Here is a 21365-nt window from a genome sequence, read left to right as displayed (position 1 = left end):
GCCGCCCGGCTAGAACCCGTGCGGCAGCCACGGCGCCACCGGTGACCCGAACGCCACCGACGCCTCGACCAGCGCCCCCTCGCGCAGCTCCCGCACCCGACCCGCCGCCGCGAGCGACACGAGCGACACGCCCCCGAGATACGCGGCCCCCAACTCCCGTACGGACAACGAGAGCTCGGCCGGATCCGAAGTCGGCACGCACGTCGCCCCCTTCGCGTCCCCCGTCAGTCGCCACCGCCCCTCGTTCCACGGGCAGAACGCGTCCTCGACCTCGAACACCACGTCCACCGGCGCCTGGTACGTCCGTGCCTCCAGCGCCGCGCCCACGTCCACGAGCCGTACGTGCAGCACGTCCCGCAGCGTCGGCTCGCACCGGCGCACATCGCTCACCAGGTGCTGCCAGGCGTCGTCCACCGGGCGGCTGTGGATCCGCACCCGCGAGGTCAGGTCCACCGAGCACAGGTACCGCCACAGCGCCGCCTCCGCCGCCGGGTCGAGCCCCGCCAGCTGGTGCAGGACGACCGACCCGTCGGCCCCCGCGTACGCCCAGGCGGGCTTGACCGCGTACAGCGCGTACCCCACGACCTCGCCACCGCGCTCCGCCAGCACGCACTGCCGCGGCGAGGCGCCCTCCCGGTCGCCCGGCGGGTCGATCAGCGCCTGCCGCTCCCAGCCCGGCCGCCGCTCCAGCATCCCCGGCCGGCCGGTGACCAGGCGCGCGTACACCGCCTCGCAGGCGTCCAGCGCCTGCTCCGGCGGCGCGAGCCGCAGCGACACCTCGTCCGTGCCCGGCGGCACCGTCAGCCGCACCCGGGTCGTGTCGATGGTCGCGTGCGTCGCGTACGACGCCAAGCCGTAGCCGAACCGCCCGTAGATCTCCGGCTCCGAGGCCGTCAGCACCGCGAGCGGCTCGCCCCACGCCCGTACGTCGTCCAGCTGGCGCCGCATCATCGAGGTGAGGATGCCGCGCCGCCGGTGCGTCCCGGCCACGCTCACCATCGTCACGCCCGCCGCCGGGACCACGGCCCCGCCCGGCACCGCGAGCCGGAAGGTGAACGCCCCCGCCGTACCGACGCAGCGGTCCCCGTCCCACGCGCCGATCGAGCGCTCGTACTCGGTGAGGTCCTGCCAGAGCTTCCGCTCCTCGTCCGCCTCCGGAACCCCGCCGAAGGCGAGCTCCAGCACCCCGTACCAGTCGTCCCACTCGGCCGGGTCGAGAACCCGGAGTTCAGTCGTCATATGCCATCGATATCAGCGCCCCGCCGGCCGACGCGACCCGATTTCGAATGCAATGTCACCTGGGTCCCCCCTGCACGAGCGCCGATCGGGTGGATAGGGTCCAGGCCAATGGGACGTCGCGGCGGAGTGGACTCGTACGCGGCCCGGATGCGCAAGAGCGCCCTCCGGGCCCGCATCGCGCTGCGCCGGTCCGGCGTCGACTACTTCCGCGGCGACGGCTCCGACTGGATCGCCCTCGCCGGACTCCTGCTCACCGTCCCCGCCATCATGTGCGGCACCCTCCTCAACCCCGTCTGGTGCTCGCCGGTCGCGCTCGCCCTGCCGATCGTCGCCGGCGGACTGCTGCTGCGCCCCGCCAGCCTGCTCGGCCTGTACGCGGCAGCCGCCGGCGCGCTCATCGTCGAGTCGCTGGTCCTCGGCCCGTACACCCAGGGCCCCGCCCGGGTCACCCCCGGCACCGTCCTGGTGGTCGCCGCCTGCGGACTCTTCGGGCTGCTCATCGCCCAGTTCCGGGCCCGCGTCGGCGTGCCCTGGCGACGCGGCGGCACCATGCTCTTCGACCTGCGCGAACGCATCCGGGTACAGAGCGCCCTGCCCCGCCTGCCCCAGGGCTGGCACCGCGAGATGGCGCTGCGCCCGGCCGGCGGCCAGTCCTTCTCCGGCGACTTCGTCGTCGCCGCCCGCACCCACGGCGGCCGCACCCTGGAGGTCCTGCTCACCGACGTCTCCGGCAAGGGCATGGACGCGGGCTCCCGCGCCCTGCTGCTCTCCGGCGCCTTCGGCGGCCTCCTCGGCTCGCTGCCCCCGCACGGCTTCCTGCCCGCCGCCAACGGCTACCTCCTGCGCCAGGACTGGGACGAGGGCTTCGCCACCTCCATCCACCTCGTCCTCGACCTGGACTCCGGCGACTACGAACTGCTCTCCGCCGGGCACCTGCCCGCCCTCCAGCTGCACGCCGGCACCGGCCGCTGGGAGGAGAAGGCCGCCGAAGGACCCCTCCTCGGCGTCTACGACGGCGCGGAGTTCCACCCGGTCAAGGGCTCCCTGCGCCCCGGCGACGTCCTCATGCTCTTCACCGACGGCCTCGTCGAGGCCGCCGACCGCGACATCGCCGAGGGCATCGACCGGCTCACCGGAGAGGCCGACCGCTATGTCGCCGCCGGATTCGAAGGCGCCGCCTGGCACCTCATCGAGGCCTGCGCCAAGGACGTCAACGACGACCGCGCGCTGCTCCTGATCAGCCGCACGGGCTGACCCGACCGGCCGGGGTGGGGACACCCCCACCCCTGAGAGACCGGCCGCCTCCATCGCCCCCGACCTGCGGAAATCCGTACGTTCGACAGGACGCTCAGTCACGTCACGCACGTCACGAACGCACGGAGGACACTCATGGCAGCCCGGGACACCGCCCTCGGCACCGCAGCCGTCGAACTCGCCGGGGTACGGCGCCAGTACGGCAAGGGGGCCGGCGCCGTGCACGCGCTCCGCGGCATCGACCTGCGCCTCCCGCACGGCAGCTTCACCGCCGTCATGGGTCCCTCCGGCTCCGGCAAGTCCACCTTCCTGCAGTGCGCCGCCGGACTCGACCGCCCCACCGCCGGCTCCGTCCGCCTCGGCGGCACCGAGATCACCGGCCTCGGCGAGAACAGGCTCACCGAGCTGCGCCGAGCCCGCCTCGGCTTCGTCTTCCAGGCCTTCAACCTGCTGCCCTCGCTCACCGTCGAGCAGAACGTCCTGCTGCCCCTGCGGCTCGCGGGCGCGCGCCCCGACCGGCACCGCGCCGCCGAGGTCCTCGGCCAGGTCGGCCTCGCCGACAAGGGCGCCCGCCGCCCCGCCGAGCTCTCCGGCGGCCAGCAGCAGCGCGTCGCGATCGCCCGCGCCCTGATCACCCGGCCCGACGTGATCTTCGGCGACGAACCGACCGGCGCCCTCGACACCACGACCGCCACCGAGGTCCTCACCCTGCTCCGCGACGCCGTCGACCGCCTCGGCGCCACCGTCGTCATGGTCACCCACGACCCCGTCGCCGCCGCCTACGCCGACCGCGTCCTCTTCCTCGCCGACGGCTCCCTCGCCGACAGCCTTCCGCGCAGCACCCCGGACCGCATCGCCGCCCGGATGACCGCGCTCACCGCCGCCACCCGCGCCGGGGTGGCCGCCTGATGCCCCGCCCCAACGGCCTCGCCCGCGCCGCCGTCCGCTTCAAGCCCTCCGCCTTCGCCGGCACCTTCGTCGCCCTGCTGCTCGCCGCCGCCGTGATCTCCGGCTGCGGACTGCTGCTCCAGACCGGCCTCACCGCCGCCGTCCCGCCCGCGCGCTACGCGGGCGCGCCCGTCGTCGCCGCCGCCGACCAGCAGCTCCACACGACGATCGGGCGCGGCGAGGAGCGCCGGACGCTCTCCGCCGCCGTGCCCGACCGGGCCCGACTCGACGCCTCCCTCGTCCGCGCCGCCGCCGGCGTCCCGGGCGCCGCGCACGCCGTCGGAGACGTCTCCTACCCCGTACGCGCGACCTCCGGCGCCCCGCTCACCGCCTCCGGCTGGGGCTCCGCCGCCTTCACCGGCACCCGCCTCGCCACCGGTACGGCCCCGGGCCCGGGCCAGGCGGTGGTCGGCACCGGCCACGGACGGGTGGGCGAGCGGATCACCCTGCACACCCCGGCGGGGGAGCGCGCCTTCACGGTCTCGGGAGTGGCCGCGCCGTCCGGCACGGTCCCGGGCGAGGCGCCGCCGTCCGGGTCCCCGGCCCCGGCGTCCGCCGCCGTCTGGTTCTCCGACGCCCAGGCCCTCGCCCTCTCCGGCCACCCCCACACCGTCGACGCCATCGCCGTCCTGCCCACGAAGGGCACCGACCCCGCGACGCTCGCCGCCCAGGTCGAGCGCGCCCTGCACGGCAAGGCCCAGGTGCACACCGGCGACGACCGCAGCCTCGCCGAAGGCGCCGCGCTGCCGGCCGCCAAGGAGCTCCTGATCGGCCTCGGCGGCTCCTTCGGCGGCACCGCCACCCTCGTCGCCGTGTTCACCGCCGCCGGCACCGTCGCCCTCTCCGTCGGGCAGCGCTCCCGCGAGTTCGCCCTGCTGCGGGCCATCGGCGCGACCCCGCGCCAGCTGCGCCGCTCCGTCGCCACCGAGTCCCTGCTCGTCGCCCCGGTCGCCGGAGCCCTCGGCTGCCTGCCCGGTCTCGCCCTCGCGACCTGGTGGTTCGGGCAGCTGAAGGAGAAGGGCGCGATCCCCGCCGGGGTACGCCTCGACACCGGCCCGCTCCCCTTCGCCGCGGCCGTCGCCGCAGCCCTGCTGACCGCGCTGCTCGCCGGCCTCGCCGCCGCCCGCCGCCCCTCCCGCATCGAACCCGGCCGCGCGCTCGCCGAGTCCCAGGTCGAACGGCGCGCGACCGGCCGGATCCGCACCCCGCTCGGCATCCTCGCCCTCGCCGGCGGCGTCACCCTCACGGGCGTGGCCGCCCAGGCCTCCGGCGAGACCGCCGCCAACACGGCCCTCGGCGTCGTCATGCTCTTCATGCTGGCCGTCGCCCTGCTCGGCCCGCTGCTCGCGAGGCTCTGCGCGGCCCTCGTCGGACTGCCCCTGCGCGCCGCCGGGGCCGCCGGTCACCTCGCCGCGGCCAACGCGCGCGGCAACGCGCGGCGGCTCGCCTCCGCGCTCACCCCGATCGTCCTCGCGATGTCCTTCTCCTCCACCCTCGTCTTCCTGCACACCAGCACCGACCGGGCCGCCGAGCACCAGCAGCACGCCGGCCTCGTCGCCGACCACGTCGTCACCGCCCCCGCCGGGCTCCCCGCCGACGCGGCCGCGCGCGCCGCACGCGCCCCCGGGGTCACCGCGGCCGTCGCCGTCCAGCACACCGCTGTCCTCTTCGCCGACGACGACGCGGGCTTCCTCAGCGCCACCGCGCAGGGCGTCTCCGCCGACCCCACCCCGGTCCTCGACCTCGACGTGCGCACCGGCACGCTCGCCGCGCTGCGCCCCGGCACGGTCGCCCTCGACGCGAACCTGGCCGCCGCCCAGCACGTACGGACCGGGGACCGCCTGGAACTGCGACTGCCCGACGGCACCCGGACGGAGCCGCTCGTCGTCGCCACCTACGGCCGCGGCCTCGGCCTGTCGGAGGTGACCCTCCCGGCCGCCGCCCTCACCGGGCACGTCACCGCCCCGTACGCCACCGAGCTCCTGGTCCGCGGCGGCGAGCCCGCCGCCCTGGCCCCCCTCGGCGCCGTCACGGACGCCGCCGGCTGGTCCGCCGACCAGAGCCGCGACCGCGCGCTCAACGCCTGGGCCAACACCACCATGGCCGCCGTCCTCGGCGGGTTCGCGGCGGTCGCCGCCGTCAACACGCTGGTGATGACCGTCCTCGACCGGCGCCGCGAGCTGCGCACGCTGCGCCTGGTGGGCACCACCCGCCGCCAGGTGCTGCGGATGATCCGCTGGGAGTCGCTGCTCGTCACCGGCGCGGGCGTGGCCCTCGGCACCGGCATCGCCCTCGCCACCCTGGTCCCCATGGCCAACGGCCTGACCGGCGAGGGCCCGTACATCCCGCCGCTGCTGTACGGCTCGTTCGCCGCGGCCACGGTCGGGCTCGGCCTCGCCGCCACCGCCCTGCCCGCGCGGGCCGCACTACGCTGACCGCCATGACCGGCACCCCGTACCTCACCCTCGCCGAGATCGAGACCCTCGCCGTCACCGCCCACGCGGGCCAGACGGACAAGGCCGGGCGGCCCTACGCGGAGCACCTGCGCGCGGTCGCCGAAGGGGTACGGGCCCGGGGCGGCGACGAGCGGCAGATCGCGGCGGCCTGGCTGCACGACGCCGTCGAGGACGCCGCCCTGTCTCCCGAGTGGCTGGCGGGCGCGGCCCTGCCACCGGAGGTCAAGGAGATGGTGCGGGCGCTCACCAAGCGCCCGGGGGAGGACCTGGAGGGCTACACCCGGCGGATTCTGGCCACGCCGGGTGCCCTGCTGGTCAAGGAGGCCGACCTCGCGCACAACGCGGATCCGGCCCGCCTCGCCGTCCTCGACCCGCCGACCCGAGACCGTCTGACCGCCAAGTACGCCCGGGTCCGGGGCCTGTTGGGACTCGTTCCGCCGAACTGATCAAGACGAATTTCGTCATGTTGGCCGGATTTCGACGGCGATGATTCGTCACCCACCCCTGCGGGGCAGGTAGTTGGTGGCACGATAGATGCGGCGGGGGTGTTCTGTGACGTGCGCTCCCGGGCGGCAAGGCGGGGACCGACCGAGGGTGTGATCAGTTGTGGCCATTTCACTGTCTGTGGTGCTGCTGTTGGCGATCATCCTGGTGGTGCTGATCCGTGGCGGAAACCTGAAGGCCGGTCCGGCCGTCGTCGCGGTCCTCTTCGGCTTCTTCCTCGCCTCGACGGGCATGGCCGACGACATCCAGCGCTTCCTGGACTCGATAACGCAGACGGTCGGCTCCATCAAGTTCTGACCCGGGCCGCCGTCAGGCCGCCTTCGCGGCGGACTTGACCGACTTCGCCGACTTCGCCGACTTCCCGGCCGGCTTCGCAGCCGGTTTCGTGACCGGCTTCTTGGGCGCCTTCTTGGCCGACGCCTTCGTCGACGCCTTGGCCGTCTTCGTGGCCGCCTCCTTGGCGGGCTTGGCCGCCGGCTTCTTCGCCGCCGGCTTCTTCGGCGCCGGTTCGGCGGCCGTCTTCGTGACCGTCTTGGTGACGGCCTTCGTGACCGGCTTCTTGACCGGCTTCTTGACGGAGGGCTTCGCCGCGGGCTTCTTCGCCGCCGGTTTCGCGGCAGGCTTCGCCACGGGCTTCTCGGCTCCGGGCTTCGCCCCCGGCTTCTCGGCCCTCGGCTTCGACACCGGCTTCTCGTTCGCGGACTTCTTCGGCGCCGGCTTGCGGGGCTTGCCCGTCGCCCACTTGAGTTCGATCTCCAGCTCGATCTCCCCGTCCGAGAGCTCGACCTCCACCTCGGCGTCGAGCTCGTCCGGGATGCGCAGGCCCAACGTCCCCGTTCCCAGCCTCAGCTCGGCCTCGCCGCCCTTCCTGAGCGCCTCGGCGAGCGCGGTCAGCTGATCGGCGGCTTCGAGGCGGGACAGCGAGCGCTTCTGCTCGAACTTCAGATCCTTCATGGCGGCCTCCGGGCCCCACACGGGGACAAGCAGGAATAAAGCGGACAGCGCCCATTCTCTTGCCCCGCACCGGACCCGGCATCCCGCGACATGACGGAGGCCCCTGCGGACACTGTCCGGAGGGGCCTCGGCCGTATGGAGCGGGCGACGGGAATCGAACCCGCGTAGCTAGTTTGGAAGACTAGGGCTCTACCATTGAGCTACGCCCGCACAAGGTGTGCCGCGAGGCCTATCGGCCCCGGCGACGGACGCCATCGTAGCGGGTCCTCGCAGGTCCCCGCACACCCCTTGAAAAGAGGGGGCGTCGCAGCGTCCCCGTCCATGTACCCTACGTGTCGCACCGACGGGGTGTGGCGCAGCTTGGTAGCGCGTCCGCTTTGGGAGCGGAAGGCCGTGGGTTCAAATCCCGCCACCCCGACCAGCCAAGATCACGTTGTGGGCCGTGAGGCGCTTGCGGCTACTATGCAAGCTGCGTGCCCGTGTGTCTCTCTGACCGGGCCGATCGGCCGGAACCGCCCCCAGGCGGTACCGGCGAAACCAGGAATCAGCCACCAAGGAGACCGAACCGTGAAGAGCGCCGTGGAGACCCTGAACCCGACCCGGGTTCGGCTCACTGTCGAGGTGCCCTTCGAGGAGCTCAAGGACAGCCTCGACGCGGCGTACAAGAAGATCAACCAGCAGGTCACGGTCAAGGGCTTCCGTAAGGGCAAGATCCCGGCTCGCGTGATCGACCAGCGGTTCGGCCGTGGTGCGGTGCTGGAGGAGGCCGTCAACGACGCGCTCCCGAAGTTCTACACCGAGGCCGTGAACGAGGCCGAGGTCAACCCGCTGGGTCAGCCCGAGGTCGACATCACGGAGCTGAAGGACGGCGAGCTGCTGGCCTTCACCGCCGAGGTCGACATCCGCCCGGCCATCGAGATCCCGGACTTCTCCGGCATCGAGGTCGAGGTCGACGCCGTCGAGGTCACCGACGAGGACATCGAGAAGTCCGTGGAGCAGCTCCGCGACCGCTTCGCGTCCACCAACCCGGTCGAGCGCGCCGCCGCCGAGGGCGACGTCATCACCATCGACCTGGAGGCCAAGGTCGACGGCGAGGTCCTGCCCGACGGTGTCGCCAGCGGTGTCTCGTACACCATCGGCTCCGGCGAGCTCCTCGACGGCATCGACGAGGCCGTCACCGGCCTGGAGGCCGGCGGCGAGGCGACCTTCACCTCGCAGCTGAAGGGCGGCTCCGCCGAGGGCAAGGACGCCGAGGTGACCGTCAAGGTCCTCACCGTCGCCGCCCGCGAGCTCCCCGAGCTGGACGACGAGTTCGCGCAGCTGGCCTCGGAGTTCGACACCCTCGAGGAGCTCAAGGCCGACAGCCGCAAGCGCCTTGAGAACATGAAGCAGTTCGACCAGGCCACCCAGGCCCAGGAGCGCGTCCTGGAGAAGCTCCTGGAGCTGGCGGAGATCCCCGTCCCCGAGAAGCTGCTCGAGGACGAGGTCAACACCCGCAAGCACAACCTGGAGCACCACCAGCTCGGCCAGATGGGCCTGAGCCTGGAGAAGTACCTGGAGTTCCAGGGCAAGACGGTCGAGGAGTTCGAGGCCGAGACCAAGGACCAGGCCGTCAAGGGCATCAAGACCCAGTTCATCCTCGACGAGCTGGTCAACAAGGAGAAGCTGAACGTGGACCAGGAGGAGCTCACCGAGCACCTCATGCGCCGCGCCGCCTCCTCCGGCATGTCCCCCGACCAGTTCGCCCAGGCCGTCGTCCAGGGCGGCCAGGTGCCGATGCTGGTCGGCGAGGTCGCCCGCGGCAAGGCGCTCGCGCTGGTCGTCGAGGCCGCCAAGGTCGTCGACACCAACGGTGTCGAGGTCGACCTGTCCGACGAGGACGAGGAGCAGGCCACCGAGACGGTCGAGGCCGTCACCGGCGAGGCCGAGGTCTCCGAGGAGAAGTAAGTCTCCCCGGGGGGACGCGTGGGGCTCCGGCCCCGCTCCGAACCCCGCGCCACGGGCCCGGACGCACAGCTGTGCGCCCGGGCCCGTGGACGTACCGGGACCCGTTCATGCGCCTCCAACTACCTTGCGCTCCCAGCGAACAGTTCGGGAAGCGGGATGGCGTTGTCCTACCTGCGCGTTAGGGTCCATGAATACGAGGGCAATGCCCTCAGAACGAGACGCTGAGACGGCCCGGTGCCGTCGGAGACGAGCAGGTGGATACGTGACGAATCTGAAGCCTTACGCCGCGGGTGAGCCGTCCATCGGTGGTGGCCTCGGCGACCATGTCTACAACCGGCTGCTCGGCGAGCGCATCATCTTCCTCGGCCAGCAGGTCGACGACGAGATCGCCAACAAGATCACCGCCCAGATGCTCCTCCTCGCCGCCGACCCGGCGAAGGACATCTACCTGTACATCAACAGCCCCGGTGGCTCCGTGACGGCCGGCATGGCCGTCTACGACACCATGCAGTACATCCCCAACGACGTCGTGACCATCGGTATGGGCATGGCGGCCTCGATGGGCCAGTTCCTGCTCACCGGCGGCACCCCCGGCAAGCGCTTCGCGCTGCCGAACACCGACATCCTGATGCACCAGGGCTCCGCCGGCATCGGTGGCACCGCCTCCGACATCAAGATCCAGGCCGAGTACCTTCTCCGTACGAAGAAGCGCATGGCCGAGATCACCGCGCACCACTCCGGTCAGACCGTCGAGGCGATCATCCGCGACGGCGACCGTGACCGCTGGTTCACCGCGGAGGAGGCCAAGGAGTACGGCCTCATCGACGACATCATCACGCACGCCGCGGGTGTTCCGGGCGGCGGCGGCACGGGCGCCTGAGCGCCGGCAGCCCGCCCAAGAGCCCCAGCCCCCCGCCGAACGCCACCAGGACGGTGAACACCCAGATGCAGAACAACCTCTCCCCGAGCGGCCTCTACACCGGCGCGCCGATGGACAACCGCTACGTCGTGCCGCGCTTCGTGGAGCGCACCTCGCAGGGCGTGCGCGAGTACGACCCGTACGCGAAGCTGTTCGAGGAGCGCGTGATCTTCCTCGGCGTGCAGATCGACGACGCCTCGGCCAACGACGTCATGGCGCAGCTGCTGTGCCTGGAGTCGATGGACCCGGACCGCGACATCTCGATCTACATCAACAGCCCGGGCGGCTCCTTCACCGCCCTCACGGCGATCTACGACACGATGCAGTTCGTGAAGCCGGACATCCAGACGGTCTGCATGGGCCAGGCGGCCTCCGCCGCGGCCGTGCTGCTCGCCGCCGGCACCCCCGGCAAGCGGATGGCCCTGCCCAACGCCCGCGTGCTGATCCACCAGCCGTCCGGCGGCACCGGCCGTGAGCAGCTCTCCGACCTGGAGATCGCGGCCCGGGAGATCCTGCGCATGCGCAGCCAGCTCGAGGAGATGCTGGCCAAGCACTCCTCCACGCCGATCGAGAAGATCCGCGACGACATCGAGCGCGACAAGATCCTGACCGCCGAGGACGCCCTCGCGTACGGCCTGATCGACCAGATCGTCTCGACCCGTAAGAGCACGGCCCCCGCGGCACACTGACGCTCGACCTTCCCTCGCCGTGGTTGGTGTGGCCGAATCCCGTCCATGCCAACCGCGCCAAGGGGGGCCCGAACGAGGGGCCCGGCAAGGTACCGTCGAATATGAGGCACCAGGAGTCGCTGAACCAAGCACTCCCAGGCGAAGGGGAAGCACCTCGTGGCACGCATCGGTGATGGCGGCGACCTGCTCAAGTGCTCGTTCTGCGGAAAGAGCCAGAAGCAGGTGAAGAAGCTCATCGCGGGACCCGGTGTGTACATCTGCGACGAGTGCATCGACCTCTGCAACGAGATCATCGAAGAGGAGCTCGCGGAGACGAGCGAGGTGCGCTGGGAGGAGCTCCCCAAGCCTCGCGAGATCTACGAGTTCCTGGAGGGCTACGTCGTCGGCCAGGAGCCGGCGAAGAAGGCCCTCTCAGTCGCGGTGTACAACCACTACAAGCGCGTCCAGGCCGGCGAGAACGGCGGCGCGCAGGGCCGGGACGACGCCATCGAGCTGGCGAAGTCCAACATCCTGCTGCTCGGCCCGACCGGCTCCGGAAAGACGCTCCTGGCGCAGACCCTGGCCCGGATGCTCAACGTCCCGTTCGCCATCGCGGACGCGACGGCGCTCACGGAGGCCGGCTACGTCGGCGAGGACGTCGAGAACATCCTGCTCAAGCTGATCCAGGCGGCGGACTACGACGTCAAGAAGGCCGAGACCGGGATCATCTACATCGACGAGATCGACAAGGTCGCCCGTAAGAGCGAAAACCCGTCGATCACGCGTGACGTCTCGGGCGAGGGCGTGCAGCAGGCCCTCCTCAAGATCCTGGAGGGCACCACCGCCTCCGTCCCGCCGCAGGGCGGCCGGAAGCACCCGCACCAGGAGTTCATCCAGATCGACACGACGAACGTGCTCTTCATCGTGGGCGGCGCCTTCGCCGGCCTGGAGAAGATCATCGAGTCGCGTGCGGGCGCCAAGGGCATCGGCTTCGGGGCGACCATCCGCTCCAAGCGGGAGATCGAGGCGAGCGACCAGTTCCAGGAGGTCATGCCGGAGGACCTGGTGAAGTTCGGGATGATCCCCGAGTTCATCGGCCGTCTCCCCGTCCTCACCTCGGTGCACAACCTGGACCGCGAGGCGCTCCTCCAGATCCTCGTCGAGCCGCGCAACGCGCTGGTCAAGCAGTACCAGCGCCTGTTCGAACTCGACGGCGTCGAGCTGGACTTCGACCGCCCGGCCCTGGAGGCCATCGCCGACCAGGCGATCCTCCGCGGCACCGGCGCGCGCGGCCTGCGCGCCATCATGGAGGAGGTCCTCCAGTCGGTGATGTACGAGGTCCCGTCCCGCAAGGACGTGGCCCGCGTGGTCATCACCGCCGACGTGGTCCGCAACAACGTCAACCCGACGCTGGTCCCGCGGATCGTGAAGAACGACGGCAGGCACGAGAAGTCCGCCTGACCCGAAGCGACGAGAAGGGGCGCCCCGCCGACCGGCGGGGCGCCCCTTCTCGTGTGCGGCGGATCAGGCCTTGCTGCGCGAGGCCTTGTACTGCTGGCTCGCCAGCTCCGCGACCTGGTCCAGGGAGAGGCCCTGGCCGCCGGTCATCATCGTCGACAGGTCGATGACGTTCACGACGCCCAAGGTGCTGTAGTCGGACCAGATGCACGTGGGCACCTGGAAGGACTTCGGGCCAGGCGAGGTCGAGGCGCCGGTGTTCTCCAGCTTGAGGTACTGGCACTTCATCAGCGCGCCCTCGAAGCCCGCCGGGGTCTTGGCCTCCGGGCTGCCGACCGGGGTGACCTTGACGTCCTCGGCCTTGCCCGTCTGGTCCTTCTCGTAGTTCGCGAACGCGGTGTCGAGCGCCTTCGCCGGGTCGGTGATCTCGCCCCACATCCCGTTCAGGCTCATGCTCTTGCCCTTGAGCGGGTCGGACGCGTCCCCCGACTTGTACGAGGCCACGACCGAGTGGGGGTTCTTGATCCCCATCGCGTCGGCGCTGGCCTTCTGCTTCTCCGACAGGTCGCCGGTCCTGTCGGCGCCCTCCTTCTTGTACTCACCGACCGTCGCCGCCGGGGTGATCTTGTAACCCTTGGTGGAGTCGGCGACGTCGCCGTTCCCACCGCCACCCCCGCCGATCACGAAGTACGCGCCCACCGCCAGCGCCGCGACCACGGCGACGCCGCCGATGATCCAGCCGGCCTTGCTCTTCTTCGGGGCCGGCGGCGGGGGCAGGTAGCCGCCCGGGCCCTGCGGGGCGCCGTACGGGGGCTGCTGGCCGTACGGGCCGGGCTGCTGGCCCTGCTGCGGGTAGCCGTACGGCTGCTGCGGCGGGACACCCTGCGGAGCCTGCTGCGGGTAGCCGTAGCCGGGCTGCGGGGCCTGCGGCGGCTGCCCGTAGGGGCCGGGCTGCTGCGGCTGCTGCCCGTAAGGCCCCGGCTGGCCGTACGGCCCGGGCTGCTGGGGCTGGCCGCCGTACGGGCCCGGCTGGTTGTAGCTCATGGACAGGTTCCCCTCACAAGATGTTTATGCCTGGCGAACATCCTGTCGGAAGCCCTGTGCCGCCGGGGCAGTGGGGGCCACACCGTTACGGAACAATCGAGTTTCAGGACCACCCCGGGATCCCCCTAAACTGGCCCGGTGACCGAGAACACTCAGCAGCAGACGACAGCCACCCCCGAACTGCCGACCGCGTACGCGCCGGCCGAAGTAGAGGGGCAGCTGTACGAGCGCTGGGTAGAGCGGGGCTACTTCGAGGCGGACGAGAAGAGCGACAAGCCTCCGTTCACCATCGTCATCCCGCCGCCGAACGTCACCGGCTCGCTCCACCTGGGCCACGCCTTCGAGCACACGCTCATCGACGCCCTGACCCGCCGCAAGCGCATGCAGGGCTACGAGACGCTGTGGCAGCCCGGCATGGACCACGCCGGCATCGCCACCCAGAACGTCGTCGAGCGCGAGCTCGCCAAGGAGGGCAAGTCCCGCCACGACCTGGGCCGCGAGGCGTTCGTCGAGCGCGTCTGGCAGTGGAAGGCCGAGTCCGGCGGCCAGATCTCGGGGCAGATGAAGCGCCTCGGTGACGGCGTCGCCTGGTCCCGCGAGCGCTTCACCATGGACGAGGGCCTGTCCCAGGCCGTCCAGACCATCTTCAAGAAGCTCTACGACGACGAGCTGATCTACCGCGCCGAGCGCATCATCAACTGGTGCCCGCGCTGTCTGACCGCGATCTCCGACATCGAGGTCGAGTACCAGGACGACGACGGCGAGCTCGTCTCCATCCGGTACGGCGAGGGCGACGCCGAGATCGTCGTCGCCACCACCCGCGCCGAGACGATGCTGGGTGACACGGCCGTCGCCGTCCACCCGGACGACGAGCGCTACCGGCACATGATCGGCACCGAGATCGAGCTGCCGCTCACCGGCCGCCGCATCCCGATCGTCGCCGACACGCACGTCGATCCCGCGTTCGGCACCGGCGCCGTCAAGGTGACGCCGGCGCACGACCCGAACGACTTCGAGATCGGCCAGCGCCACGACCTGCCGTCGATCGCCGTCATGGACGAGCACGCGGTCATCACGGTCCACGGCCCGTTCCTCGGTCTGGACCGCCTGGAGGCCCGCTCCGCGATCGTCGCCGCGCTGCGCGCCGAGGGTCGGATCGTCGCCGAGAAGCGCCCGTACACCCACTCCGTCGGCCACTGCTCGCGCTGCAAGACCACCATCGAGCCGCGTCTGTCGATGCAGTGGTGGGTCAAGGTCGGCCCGCTCGCCAAGGCCGCCGGTGACGCGGTCCGCGACGGCAAGGTCAAGATCCACCCGCAGGAGATGGAGAAGCGGTACTTCGACTGGGTCGACAACCTGCACGACTGGTGCATCTCGCGCCAGCTCTGGTGGGGCCACCGCATCCCCGTCTGGTACGGCCCCAACGGCGAGGTCGTCTGCGTCGGCCCCGACGAGCAGCCGCCGAGCGGTGACGGCTGGACCCAGGACAGCGACGTCCTGGACACCTGGTTCTCCTCCGGCCTGTGGCCGTTCTCCACGCTCGGCTGGCCCGAGCAGACGGAGAGCCTCAAGAAGTTCTATCCGAACTCCGTCCTGGTCACCGGCTACGACATCCTCTTCTTCTGGGTCGCCCGGATGATGATGTTCGGTCTGTACGCGATGGACGGCACCCCGCCGTTCCACACCATCGCCCTGCACGGCATGGTCCGTGACCAGAACGGCAAGAAGATGTCGAAGTCCTTCGGCAACGTGGTCAACCCGCTCGACTGGATGGACACCTACGGCTCCGACGCCGTGCGCTTCACCCTGGCCCGCGGCGCCAACCCCGGCGTCGACGTCCCGATCGGCGAGGACTGGGTCCAGGCGTCCAGCAAGTTCGCCAACAAGATCTGGAACGCCACGCGCTTCGCGCTGATGAACGGCGCGACGATCGAGGGCGAGCTGCCCGACCCGTCCGAGATGACCGCCACGGACCGCTGGATCCTGTCCCGGCTCAACGAGACGGTCGCCGACGTCGACGCGTTCTACGACGACTACCAGTTCTCGAAGCTGTCGGACGCCCTCTACCACTTCGCGTGGGACGAGGTCTTCGACTGGTACGTCGAGCTGTCGAAGACGACGTTCTTCGCCGGCGGCGAGGGCGCGCGGGTCTCCGGCCGGGTCCTCGGCGAGGTCCTCGACGTCATGCTGCGGCTGCTGCACCCGGTGGTCCCCTTCGTCACCGAGACGCTGTGGACCACGCTGACCGGCGGCGAGTCGCTCGTGATCGCCGACTGGCCGAAGGACAGCGGCTTCCGCGACACCGCCGCCGAGCAGGAGATCGCGCTGGTCCAGCGGGTCATCACCGAGGTCCGCCGGTTCCGCAAGGAGCAGGGACTGCAGGACGCCCAGAAGGTGCCCGCGCGCCTCACGCTGACCGGCACCCCGCTCGCCGCGCACGAGGCCGCCATCCGCCAGATCCTGCGCCTCCAGCCGGAGGGCGAGGGCTTCGCGGCCACCGCCACCCTGCCGGTGGCCGGCGCCGAGGTCGCGCTGGACCTGTCCGGCACGATCGACGTCGCGGCCGAGCGCAAGCGCCTCGCGAAGGACCTCGCCGTCGCCGAGAAGGAGAAGGCGCAGGCCCAGGGCAAGCTGGGCAACGAGGCCTTCCTGGCCAAGGCGCCGGACAACGTGGTCGACAAGATCCGTGGCCGCCTCGCCAAGGCGGACGAGGACATCGCCCGCATCCAGGCACAGCTGGAGAAGCTGCCGCAGGCGTAACCACCGCCTCCGCGGAAGGGCCCGGAACCACGACTGGTTCCGGGCCCTTCCGCGTACCCCCGCTCCGTCCCCCCCCCCGGGGGAGCGCGTCGAGCACGTCGCCGGTGAGCGATCACTGCTCCTGGGATGCTTCGTACACATTTCAGAGTCAAACAGCAATCTGGGCGAAGTGCCCGATCTCACACCAGACGGGACTTCAGGTCCCCGGCGACGGGACGAAGGACCCTGGATGATGGAGGGCATGCTCCGCCTTCCCGCCTTCCCCGCGCTGCGCCGCTGTGCGGACCGGTGGGCCGTGTCGCCCCTCGCCATGGACGTCGTCGCCGCCGCCAGCGCCTTCGGCCTGATGGTCCTGGACGTGCCGGGCCTCGCCCGCGCCGACAACTCGCTCACCGGCGTCACCGCGACCCTGGTCCTCGCGGCCGGCGCGGCCACGCTCGTGCTGCGCCGGAAGGCGCCGTGGGTGCCGTTCGTGGTGGCGCTCTTCCTGATGGGCTGGCTGCACGAGCTGACGATGGTCCAGTTCGCGCTGTACTCGCTCGGCCGCTTCCGGGGCCGGCGGGTCGCCGTGGTCGCCACGCTGCTGTACGTCGCCACCGCCTACGCCCTGTTCAACCTGCCCGACTGGCCCGCCAAGCACGGCGAGACCCTCAGCGAGTTCCTCGGCCTGGTCGTCCCGATCGGCGCCCTGGCCGCGGGCGTCGGCATCGCCGCGTACCGCCAGGACCTCGTCCTGGCCCTCCAGATCCAGCGCAACGAGGCGGCCGCCCGGCAGGCCGTCCAGGAGGAGCGGATCTCGGTCGGCCGGGACGTCCACGACCTGGTGGGCCGCGAGCTGACCGTGCTCGCCGTGCGGGCCGAGGTGCTGGCCGTGCGGGCCCGGGGCGACGCCCACCAGAAGGACTTCGAGGAGCTCGCCGACACCGCCCGGCGCGCCCACCACATGCTCAACGAGACCATCGTGCGGCGCGCCGACGGGACCGCCGCCACGCCCGGCCTCGAAGGGCTCGCCGAGCTCGCCGAGGAGAGCGAGCGGATGGGCAGTCCGGTGGACCTGAAGGTCGCCGACGAGGCGAACGCGCTGTCGCCGCTGCGGCAGACGGCCGTGCACCGGGTCGTGCGGGAGTGCCTGACGAACGCGGCCAAGCACGCCCCCGGTCTGCCGGTGACCGTGTCGATCACGGTCGACGTCGAGGGCCGGAACGTGCGCGTCGAGGTCCGCAACCCGCTCCCCGGGACCCCGCCGGACCGTGCCCCCGTCTCGACCGGCACGGGCCTGTTCTCCATGGAGGAGCGGGTCACCAGCATGGGCGGCTCCCTCCGGGCCGGCCCGGAGCACGGCGCGTACGTGGTGACGGCGCTGCTGCCGACGGGGTTTCCGCACTAGGGCGCGTCCGGCGGTTCCCGCCGGGTCCGGCCCGCCCGCCACGCACGCCCGGCGCACGGCGGAACGCACGCACCGCACGCCCGGCGCTCAGCCGAACGCACGCACCGCACGCCCGGCGTGCTCCGGCGCGCAAGGCCGGACGGGCCCGAGGCCGTGCCCCCGGCTCGCACCGGCTACCGGACCACCTCCGCCTTCCCCAGCACCCGCTGCAACCCGTCGAAGTCCTCCACGCACCGCCCGGAGCCCAGCGCCACGCAGTCCAGCGGGGCGTCGGCGACGAAGACCGGGATGCCGGTCGCCGAGGCCATGCGCAGGTCCAGGCCGGACAGCAGGGCGCCGCCGCCGGTGAGGACGATGCCGTGTTCCATGACGTCGCCTGACAGCTCCGGCGGGCACTCCTCCAGGGTGACCCGCACCGCCGCGATGATCGCTTCCACCGGCTCGTCGAGCGCCCTGCGCACCTCCGGCACGGTCAGCTCGACCGTGCGCGGCAGGCCGCTGACCTTCTCGCGGCCCCGCACGGTGAAGGTGGCGCGCTCGAACTCCTCGCCGCCCGGCACCGGCCAGGCCGAGCCGATGGCGATCTTGACGTCCTCGGCGGTCCGCTCGCCGACGAGCAGCGAGTGCTCCTTGCGCACGAAGTCCGCGATGGCGGCGTCCAGCCGGTCGCCGCCCACCCGCAGGGACTGCGCGGTGACGATCCCGCCGAGCGAGATGACGGCCACCTCCGTCGTGCCGCCGCCGATGTCGACGACCATCGAGCCGCGTGGGTCCGACACCGGCAGGCCCGCCCCGATCGCCGCCGCCATCGGCTCCTCGATGAGGTGGACCGCCCGCGCGCCCGCGGAGCGCGTGGCGTGCACGATGGCCCGCCGCTCGACCGGGGTCACCCCGCTCGGCACGCACACCACCATCCGGGTGCGCGGGCGCCGGCGCCCGGGGACGGCCTTGCGCACGAAGTGCCGGATCATCTCCTCGGCCGCCTCGTAGTCGCTGATCACGCCGTCCCGCAGCGGGCGGATCGCGGTGATCGAACCGGGCGTGCGGCCGATGGTCTCCTTCGCCTCCGCGCCGACCGCGAGCGCCGCCCGCGAGCCGGCCTGGACCGCCACCACGGACGGTTCGTTGAGGACGATGCCCTGGCCACGGGCGTAGAGGAGGGTGTTGGCCGTGCCGAGGTCGATACCTATGTCCATGATCGCCAAGTTTGCCCGGCGGGCCGGGCGGGCGGCGGGCCGAAGGTCCTGAATGGGGTGGGTCCAACGTCCTGTCGGCCCCCCTCCGTAGACTGAGGGGCGTGAGTGAGCCGAGCGACCGCAGCGACCAGTTCGACGAGATCGTCGACACCGAAACCGACCGGGATCCCGACCTGGCGGTGATCGAGGCCGGCAGCCGCACCCTGCGCGCCATGGCCGGCCCGCCGCAGGGTGACCCGGTCCCGACCCGCCCGCTCGACCCCGAGGTCGACAAGGCACTGCGCGAGGTGGAGACCGAGCTCTCGACCCGCTGGGGCGAGACCAAACTGGAGCCGTCGGTCACGCGGATCGCGGCCCTCATGGACGTGCTCGGCGAGCCGCAGCGCGCCTACCCCTCGATCCACATCACCGGCACCAACGGCAAGACCTCCACCGCCCGCATGATCGAGGCCCTGCTCGGCGCCTTCGACCTGCGCACCGGGCGGTACACCTCGCCGCACGTGCAGAGCATCACCGAGCGGATCAGCCTGGACGGCGCCCCGATCGAGGCCGAGCGCTTCGTCGAGACGTACCAGGACATCAAGCCGTACGTGGAGCTGGTCGACGCCCGCGAGGAGTACCGGCTCTCCTTCTTCGAGGTGCTCACCGGCATGGCGTACGCGGCCTTCGCCGACGCGCCGGTCGACGTGGCCGTCGTCGAGGTCGGCATGGGCGGCACCTGGGACGCCACCAACGTGATCGACGGCTCCGTCGCCGTCGTCACCCCGATCGACCTGGACCACACGGACCGGCTCGGCGACACCACGGGCGCGATCGCCGGCGAGAAGTCCGGGATCATCAAGGCGGACGCCACGGTCATCCTGGCGCAGCAGCCGGTCGACGCGGCCCAGGTGCTCCTGAAGAAGGCCGTCGAGGTCGACGCGACCGTGGCCCGCGAGGGCATGGAGTTCGGCATCGCCTCCCGCGAGGTGGCGGTCGGCGGCCAGCTGCTGACCCTGCGCGGTCTGGGCGGCGAGTACGACGGCGTCTTCCTGCCGCTGTACGGCGCGCACCAGGCGCACAACGCGGCCGTGGCGCTCGCCGCGGTCGAGGCCTTCTTCGGCATCGGCTCGGAGCACGCCCGCACCCTGGACCTCGACACGGTCCGCCGGGCCTTCGCCCAGGTGGCCTCGCCGGGCCGCCTGGAGGTCGTGCGCTCCTCGCCGACGGTCATCCTGGACGCCGCGCACAACCCGCACGGCGCGCGGGCCACCGCCGACGGCATCACGGAGTCCTTCGGCTTCTCCCGGCTGATCGGCGTCGTCTCCACCAGCGGGGACAAGGACGCCCGCGGCCTCCTGGAGGCCTTCGAGCCGATCTTCGCCGAGATCGTGGTCACGGCGAACTCCAACCCCCGGGCCACCGACGTCGACGCGCTGGCCGCCATCGCGGTCGAGGTCTTCGGCGAGGACCGGGTGGTCGTCGAGCCGCGGCTCGACGACGCCCTGGAGGCGGCGATCACCCTCGCCGAGGAGCAGGACGAGTACGCGGGCGCGGGTGTCCTCGTGACCGGTTCGATCTTCACGGTCGGCGACGCCCGACTGCTGCTGAAGCGGGGCTGACCGATGCGCGTGCTCTGTTCCTCGACGCTGATCGGCGAGTTCTTCGTGATCGGCTTCGCCGGTCTGGTCGCCATGAAGGACGACTCCCTGGAGATGTCCGCGGTCTGGACGGTCTGCGGGATCGCCATGGTCCTCTCGGTGCTGCTGTGCGGGATGATCACCCGTCCGGGCGGCGTGCAGATGGGGTGGGTTCTCCAGGCGGGCCTGATCGCCAGCGGCTTCGTGGTGCCGGTCATGTTCTTCCTCGGCGCGGTGTTCGCCGTGCTGTGGTGGGCCTCGGTGCACTACGGCCGGAAGATCGACGGGATCAAGGCGGGCTGGGCCGCCGCCGAAGGCTCCGCAGGGCCTGACGCTGCGTGATCGCGGCCGGTGCGGGCCCTGTAGCCTCAAGGCCCGCACACCGTTTTTCCGAAGGAGTTCCCCCGTGAGCCAGCGCACGCTCGTCCTGCTGAAGCCCGACGCCGTCCGCCGTGGCCTGGTCGGCGAGATCATCGGCCGCATCGAGCGGAAGGCCGGCTGGACCCTCGCGGCCCTGGAGATGCGCGAGCTGGACCAGGACACCCTGGAGCTGCACTACGGCGAGCACAAGGGCAAGCCCTTCTACGAGCCGCTGATGGGCTTCATGTCCTCCGGCCCGGTCGTCGCGCTGGTCGTCGAGGGCGAGCGGGTCATCGAGGGCCTGCGCACCCTGGCCGGCCCGACCGACCCGATCGCCGCCGCCCCCGGCTCCATCCGTGGCGACTTCGGCACGATCGTGCGCGAGAACCTGATCCACGCCTCGGACTCCGAGGAGTCCGCCGACCGCGAGCTGAAGATCTTCTTCCCCGGTCTCGTCTGACCTGCGGCTGAGCCCTCGTCAGCCGATCAGCGCCACGCCCTGGGGCGACCGAAGGAATTCGGTCGCCCCCAGGCATATGAACGCCAATCCCGGGAACGGATCGCCGCGTCCTACCGTCACCTATACAGAGGTGGGCAGAGGCGGTCCGCCGCGCGGTATCCGGGCGGGCGGCACTACGATGGAAAACTCCAC

General features: G+C 71.7%; 18 protein-coding genes and 2 tRNA genes. 15 read left to right on the top strand and 5 right to left on the bottom strand.

All coding sequences use genetic code 11. The features are described 5' to 3' along the window. Positions 1 to 9: 9 nt before the first annotated feature. Positions 10 to 1239: a GNAT family N-acetyltransferase gene (locus tag OG309_RS12635; RefSeq protein ID WP_329420615.1), complete on the bottom strand. Its 1230-nt coding sequence runs from the start codon at positions 1237 to 1239 to the stop codon at positions 10 to 12. 108 nt (positions 1240 to 1347) lie between these two features. On the opposite strand from OG309_RS12635, the gene OG309_RS12630 reads away from it, so the two are divergent. The 5 genes from OG309_RS12630 to OG309_RS12610 all read left to right on the top strand — a co-directional run bounded on the left by OG309_RS12630 (position 1348) and on the right by OG309_RS12610 (position 6698). Next, a complete protein-coding gene (locus OG309_RS12630; protein ID WP_329420613.1) occupies positions 1348 to 2493 on the top strand; it encodes a PP2C family protein-serine/threonine phosphatase in 1146 nt (381 codons plus the stop codon). 135 nt (positions 2494 to 2628) lie between these two features. Next, positions 2629 to 3402, top strand: a complete 774-nt coding sequence (locus OG309_RS12625; RefSeq protein WP_329420611.1) for an ABC transporter ATP-binding protein — start codon at positions 2629 to 2631, stop codon at positions 3400 to 3402. Beyond that, positions 3402 to 5876, top strand: a complete 2475-nt coding sequence (locus OG309_RS12620; RefSeq protein WP_329420609.1) for an ABC transporter permease — start codon at positions 3402 to 3404, stop codon at positions 5874 to 5876. The genes OG309_RS12625 and OG309_RS12620 overlap by 1 nt, the downstream gene beginning before the upstream one ends. A gap of 5 nt (positions 5877 to 5881) precedes the next feature. Then, positions 5882 to 6343, top strand: a complete 462-nt coding sequence (locus tag OG309_RS12615; protein ID WP_329420607.1) for an HD domain-containing protein — start codon at positions 5882 to 5884, stop codon at positions 6341 to 6343. Between the two features lie 160 nt (positions 6344 to 6503). Further along, positions 6504 to 6698, top strand: a complete 195-nt coding sequence (locus OG309_RS12610) for a hypothetical protein (protein WP_046905580.1) — start codon at positions 6504 to 6506, stop codon at positions 6696 to 6698. Positions 6699 to 6710: 12 nt separating this feature from the next. Here the strand turns inward: OG309_RS12610 and OG309_RS12605 are convergent, their stop codons facing one another. Both OG309_RS12605 and OG309_RS12600 read right to left on the bottom strand, forming a co-directional pair. Beyond that, positions 6711 to 7355 (bottom strand): amphi-Trp domain-containing protein, encoded by a 645-nt coding sequence (locus tag OG309_RS12605; RefSeq protein WP_329420606.1) that lies wholly within the window; start codon positions 7353 to 7355, stop codon positions 6711 to 6713. Between the two features lie 136 nt (positions 7356 to 7491). Next, positions 7492 to 7565 (bottom strand) — tRNA-Gly (locus OG309_RS12600). A gap of 134 nt (positions 7566 to 7699) precedes the next feature. Between OG309_RS12600 and OG309_RS12595 the strand changes: the two genes are divergently transcribed. From OG309_RS12595 to clpX, 5 genes are all read left to right on the top strand, one after another. Beyond that, positions 7700 to 7776, top strand: a tRNA-Pro gene (locus tag OG309_RS12595). A 146-nt stretch (positions 7777 to 7922) separates the two neighbouring features. Beyond that, positions 7923 to 9302 (top strand): trigger factor, encoded by a 1380-nt coding sequence (gene tig / locus OG309_RS12590; protein ID WP_329420604.1) that lies wholly within the window; start codon positions 7923 to 7925, stop codon positions 9300 to 9302. A 262-nt stretch (positions 9303 to 9564) separates the two neighbouring features. Beyond that, entirely contained in the window at positions 9565 to 10182 is a 618-nt protein-coding gene (locus tag OG309_RS12585) for an ATP-dependent Clp protease proteolytic subunit (protein WP_329420602.1), read from the top strand. 65 nt (positions 10183 to 10247) lie between these two features. Continuing rightward, positions 10248 to 10910 carry an ATP-dependent Clp protease proteolytic subunit gene (locus OG309_RS12580; protein ID WP_329420601.1) on the top strand — a complete coding sequence of 221 codons (663 nt, stop codon included), beginning with the start codon at positions 10248 to 10250 and terminating at the stop codon, positions 10908 to 10910. Positions 10911 to 11066: 156 nt separating this feature from the next. Continuing rightward, positions 11067 to 12350: an ATP-dependent Clp protease ATP-binding subunit ClpX gene (gene clpX, locus OG309_RS12575; protein WP_015033605.1), complete on the top strand. Its 1284-nt coding sequence runs from the start codon at positions 11067 to 11069 to the stop codon at positions 12348 to 12350. Positions 12351 to 12413: 63 nt separating this feature from the next. Here clpX and OG309_RS12570 read toward each other — a convergent pair whose 3' ends face one another. Further along, positions 12414 to 13391, bottom strand: coding sequence for a hypothetical protein (locus tag OG309_RS12570; RefSeq protein WP_329420599.1), 978 nt, complete (start codon positions 13389 to 13391; stop codon positions 12414 to 12416). Positions 13392 to 13529: 138 nt separating this feature from the next. Between OG309_RS12570 and OG309_RS12565 the strand changes: the two genes are divergently transcribed. Beyond that, a complete protein-coding gene (locus OG309_RS12565; RefSeq protein WP_329420597.1) occupies positions 13530 to 16151 on the top strand; it encodes a valine--tRNA ligase in 2622 nt (873 codons plus the stop codon). A 241-nt stretch (positions 16152 to 16392) separates the two neighbouring features. After that, positions 16393 to 17538, top strand: a complete 1146-nt coding sequence (locus OG309_RS12560; protein ID WP_329420594.1) for a sensor histidine kinase — start codon at positions 16393 to 16395, stop codon at positions 17536 to 17538. A 173-nt stretch (positions 17539 to 17711) separates the two neighbouring features. Here OG309_RS12560 and OG309_RS12555 read toward each other — a convergent pair whose 3' ends face one another. Next, complete coding sequence (locus OG309_RS12555) at positions 17712 to 18734, bottom strand: rod shape-determining protein (protein ID WP_329420592.1); 1023 nt, start codon at positions 18732 to 18734, stop codon at positions 17712 to 17714. Positions 18735 to 18835: 101 nt separating this feature from the next. On the opposite strand from OG309_RS12555, the gene folC reads away from it, so the two are divergent. From folC to ndk, 3 genes are all read left to right on the top strand, one after another. Beyond that, positions 18836 to 20335 carry a bifunctional tetrahydrofolate synthase/dihydrofolate synthase gene (folC, locus tag OG309_RS12550; RefSeq protein WP_329420590.1) on the top strand — a complete coding sequence of 500 codons (1500 nt, stop codon included), beginning with the start codon at positions 18836 to 18838 and terminating at the stop codon, positions 20333 to 20335. A 3-nt stretch (positions 20336 to 20338) separates the two neighbouring features. Continuing rightward, entirely contained in the window at positions 20339 to 20695 is a 357-nt protein-coding gene (locus OG309_RS12545) for a DUF4233 domain-containing protein (protein ID WP_329420588.1), read from the top strand. Between the two features lie 64 nt (positions 20696 to 20759). Beyond that, on the top strand, positions 20760 to 21173 hold the full coding sequence (gene ndk, locus OG309_RS12540; protein ID WP_329420586.1) for a nucleoside-diphosphate kinase: 414 nt from the start codon (positions 20760 to 20762) through the stop codon (positions 21171 to 21173). Positions 21174 to 21365 lie beyond the last annotated feature (192 nt).

The sequence above is a fragment of the Streptomyces sp. NBC_01268 genome (assembly GCF_036240795.1).
Lineage (GTDB): Bacteria > Actinomycetota > Actinomycetes > Streptomycetales > Streptomycetaceae > Streptomyces.
The sequence above is the reverse complement of the archived record's forward strand: the minus strand, read 5'-3'. Positions and strand labels throughout refer to the sequence as shown.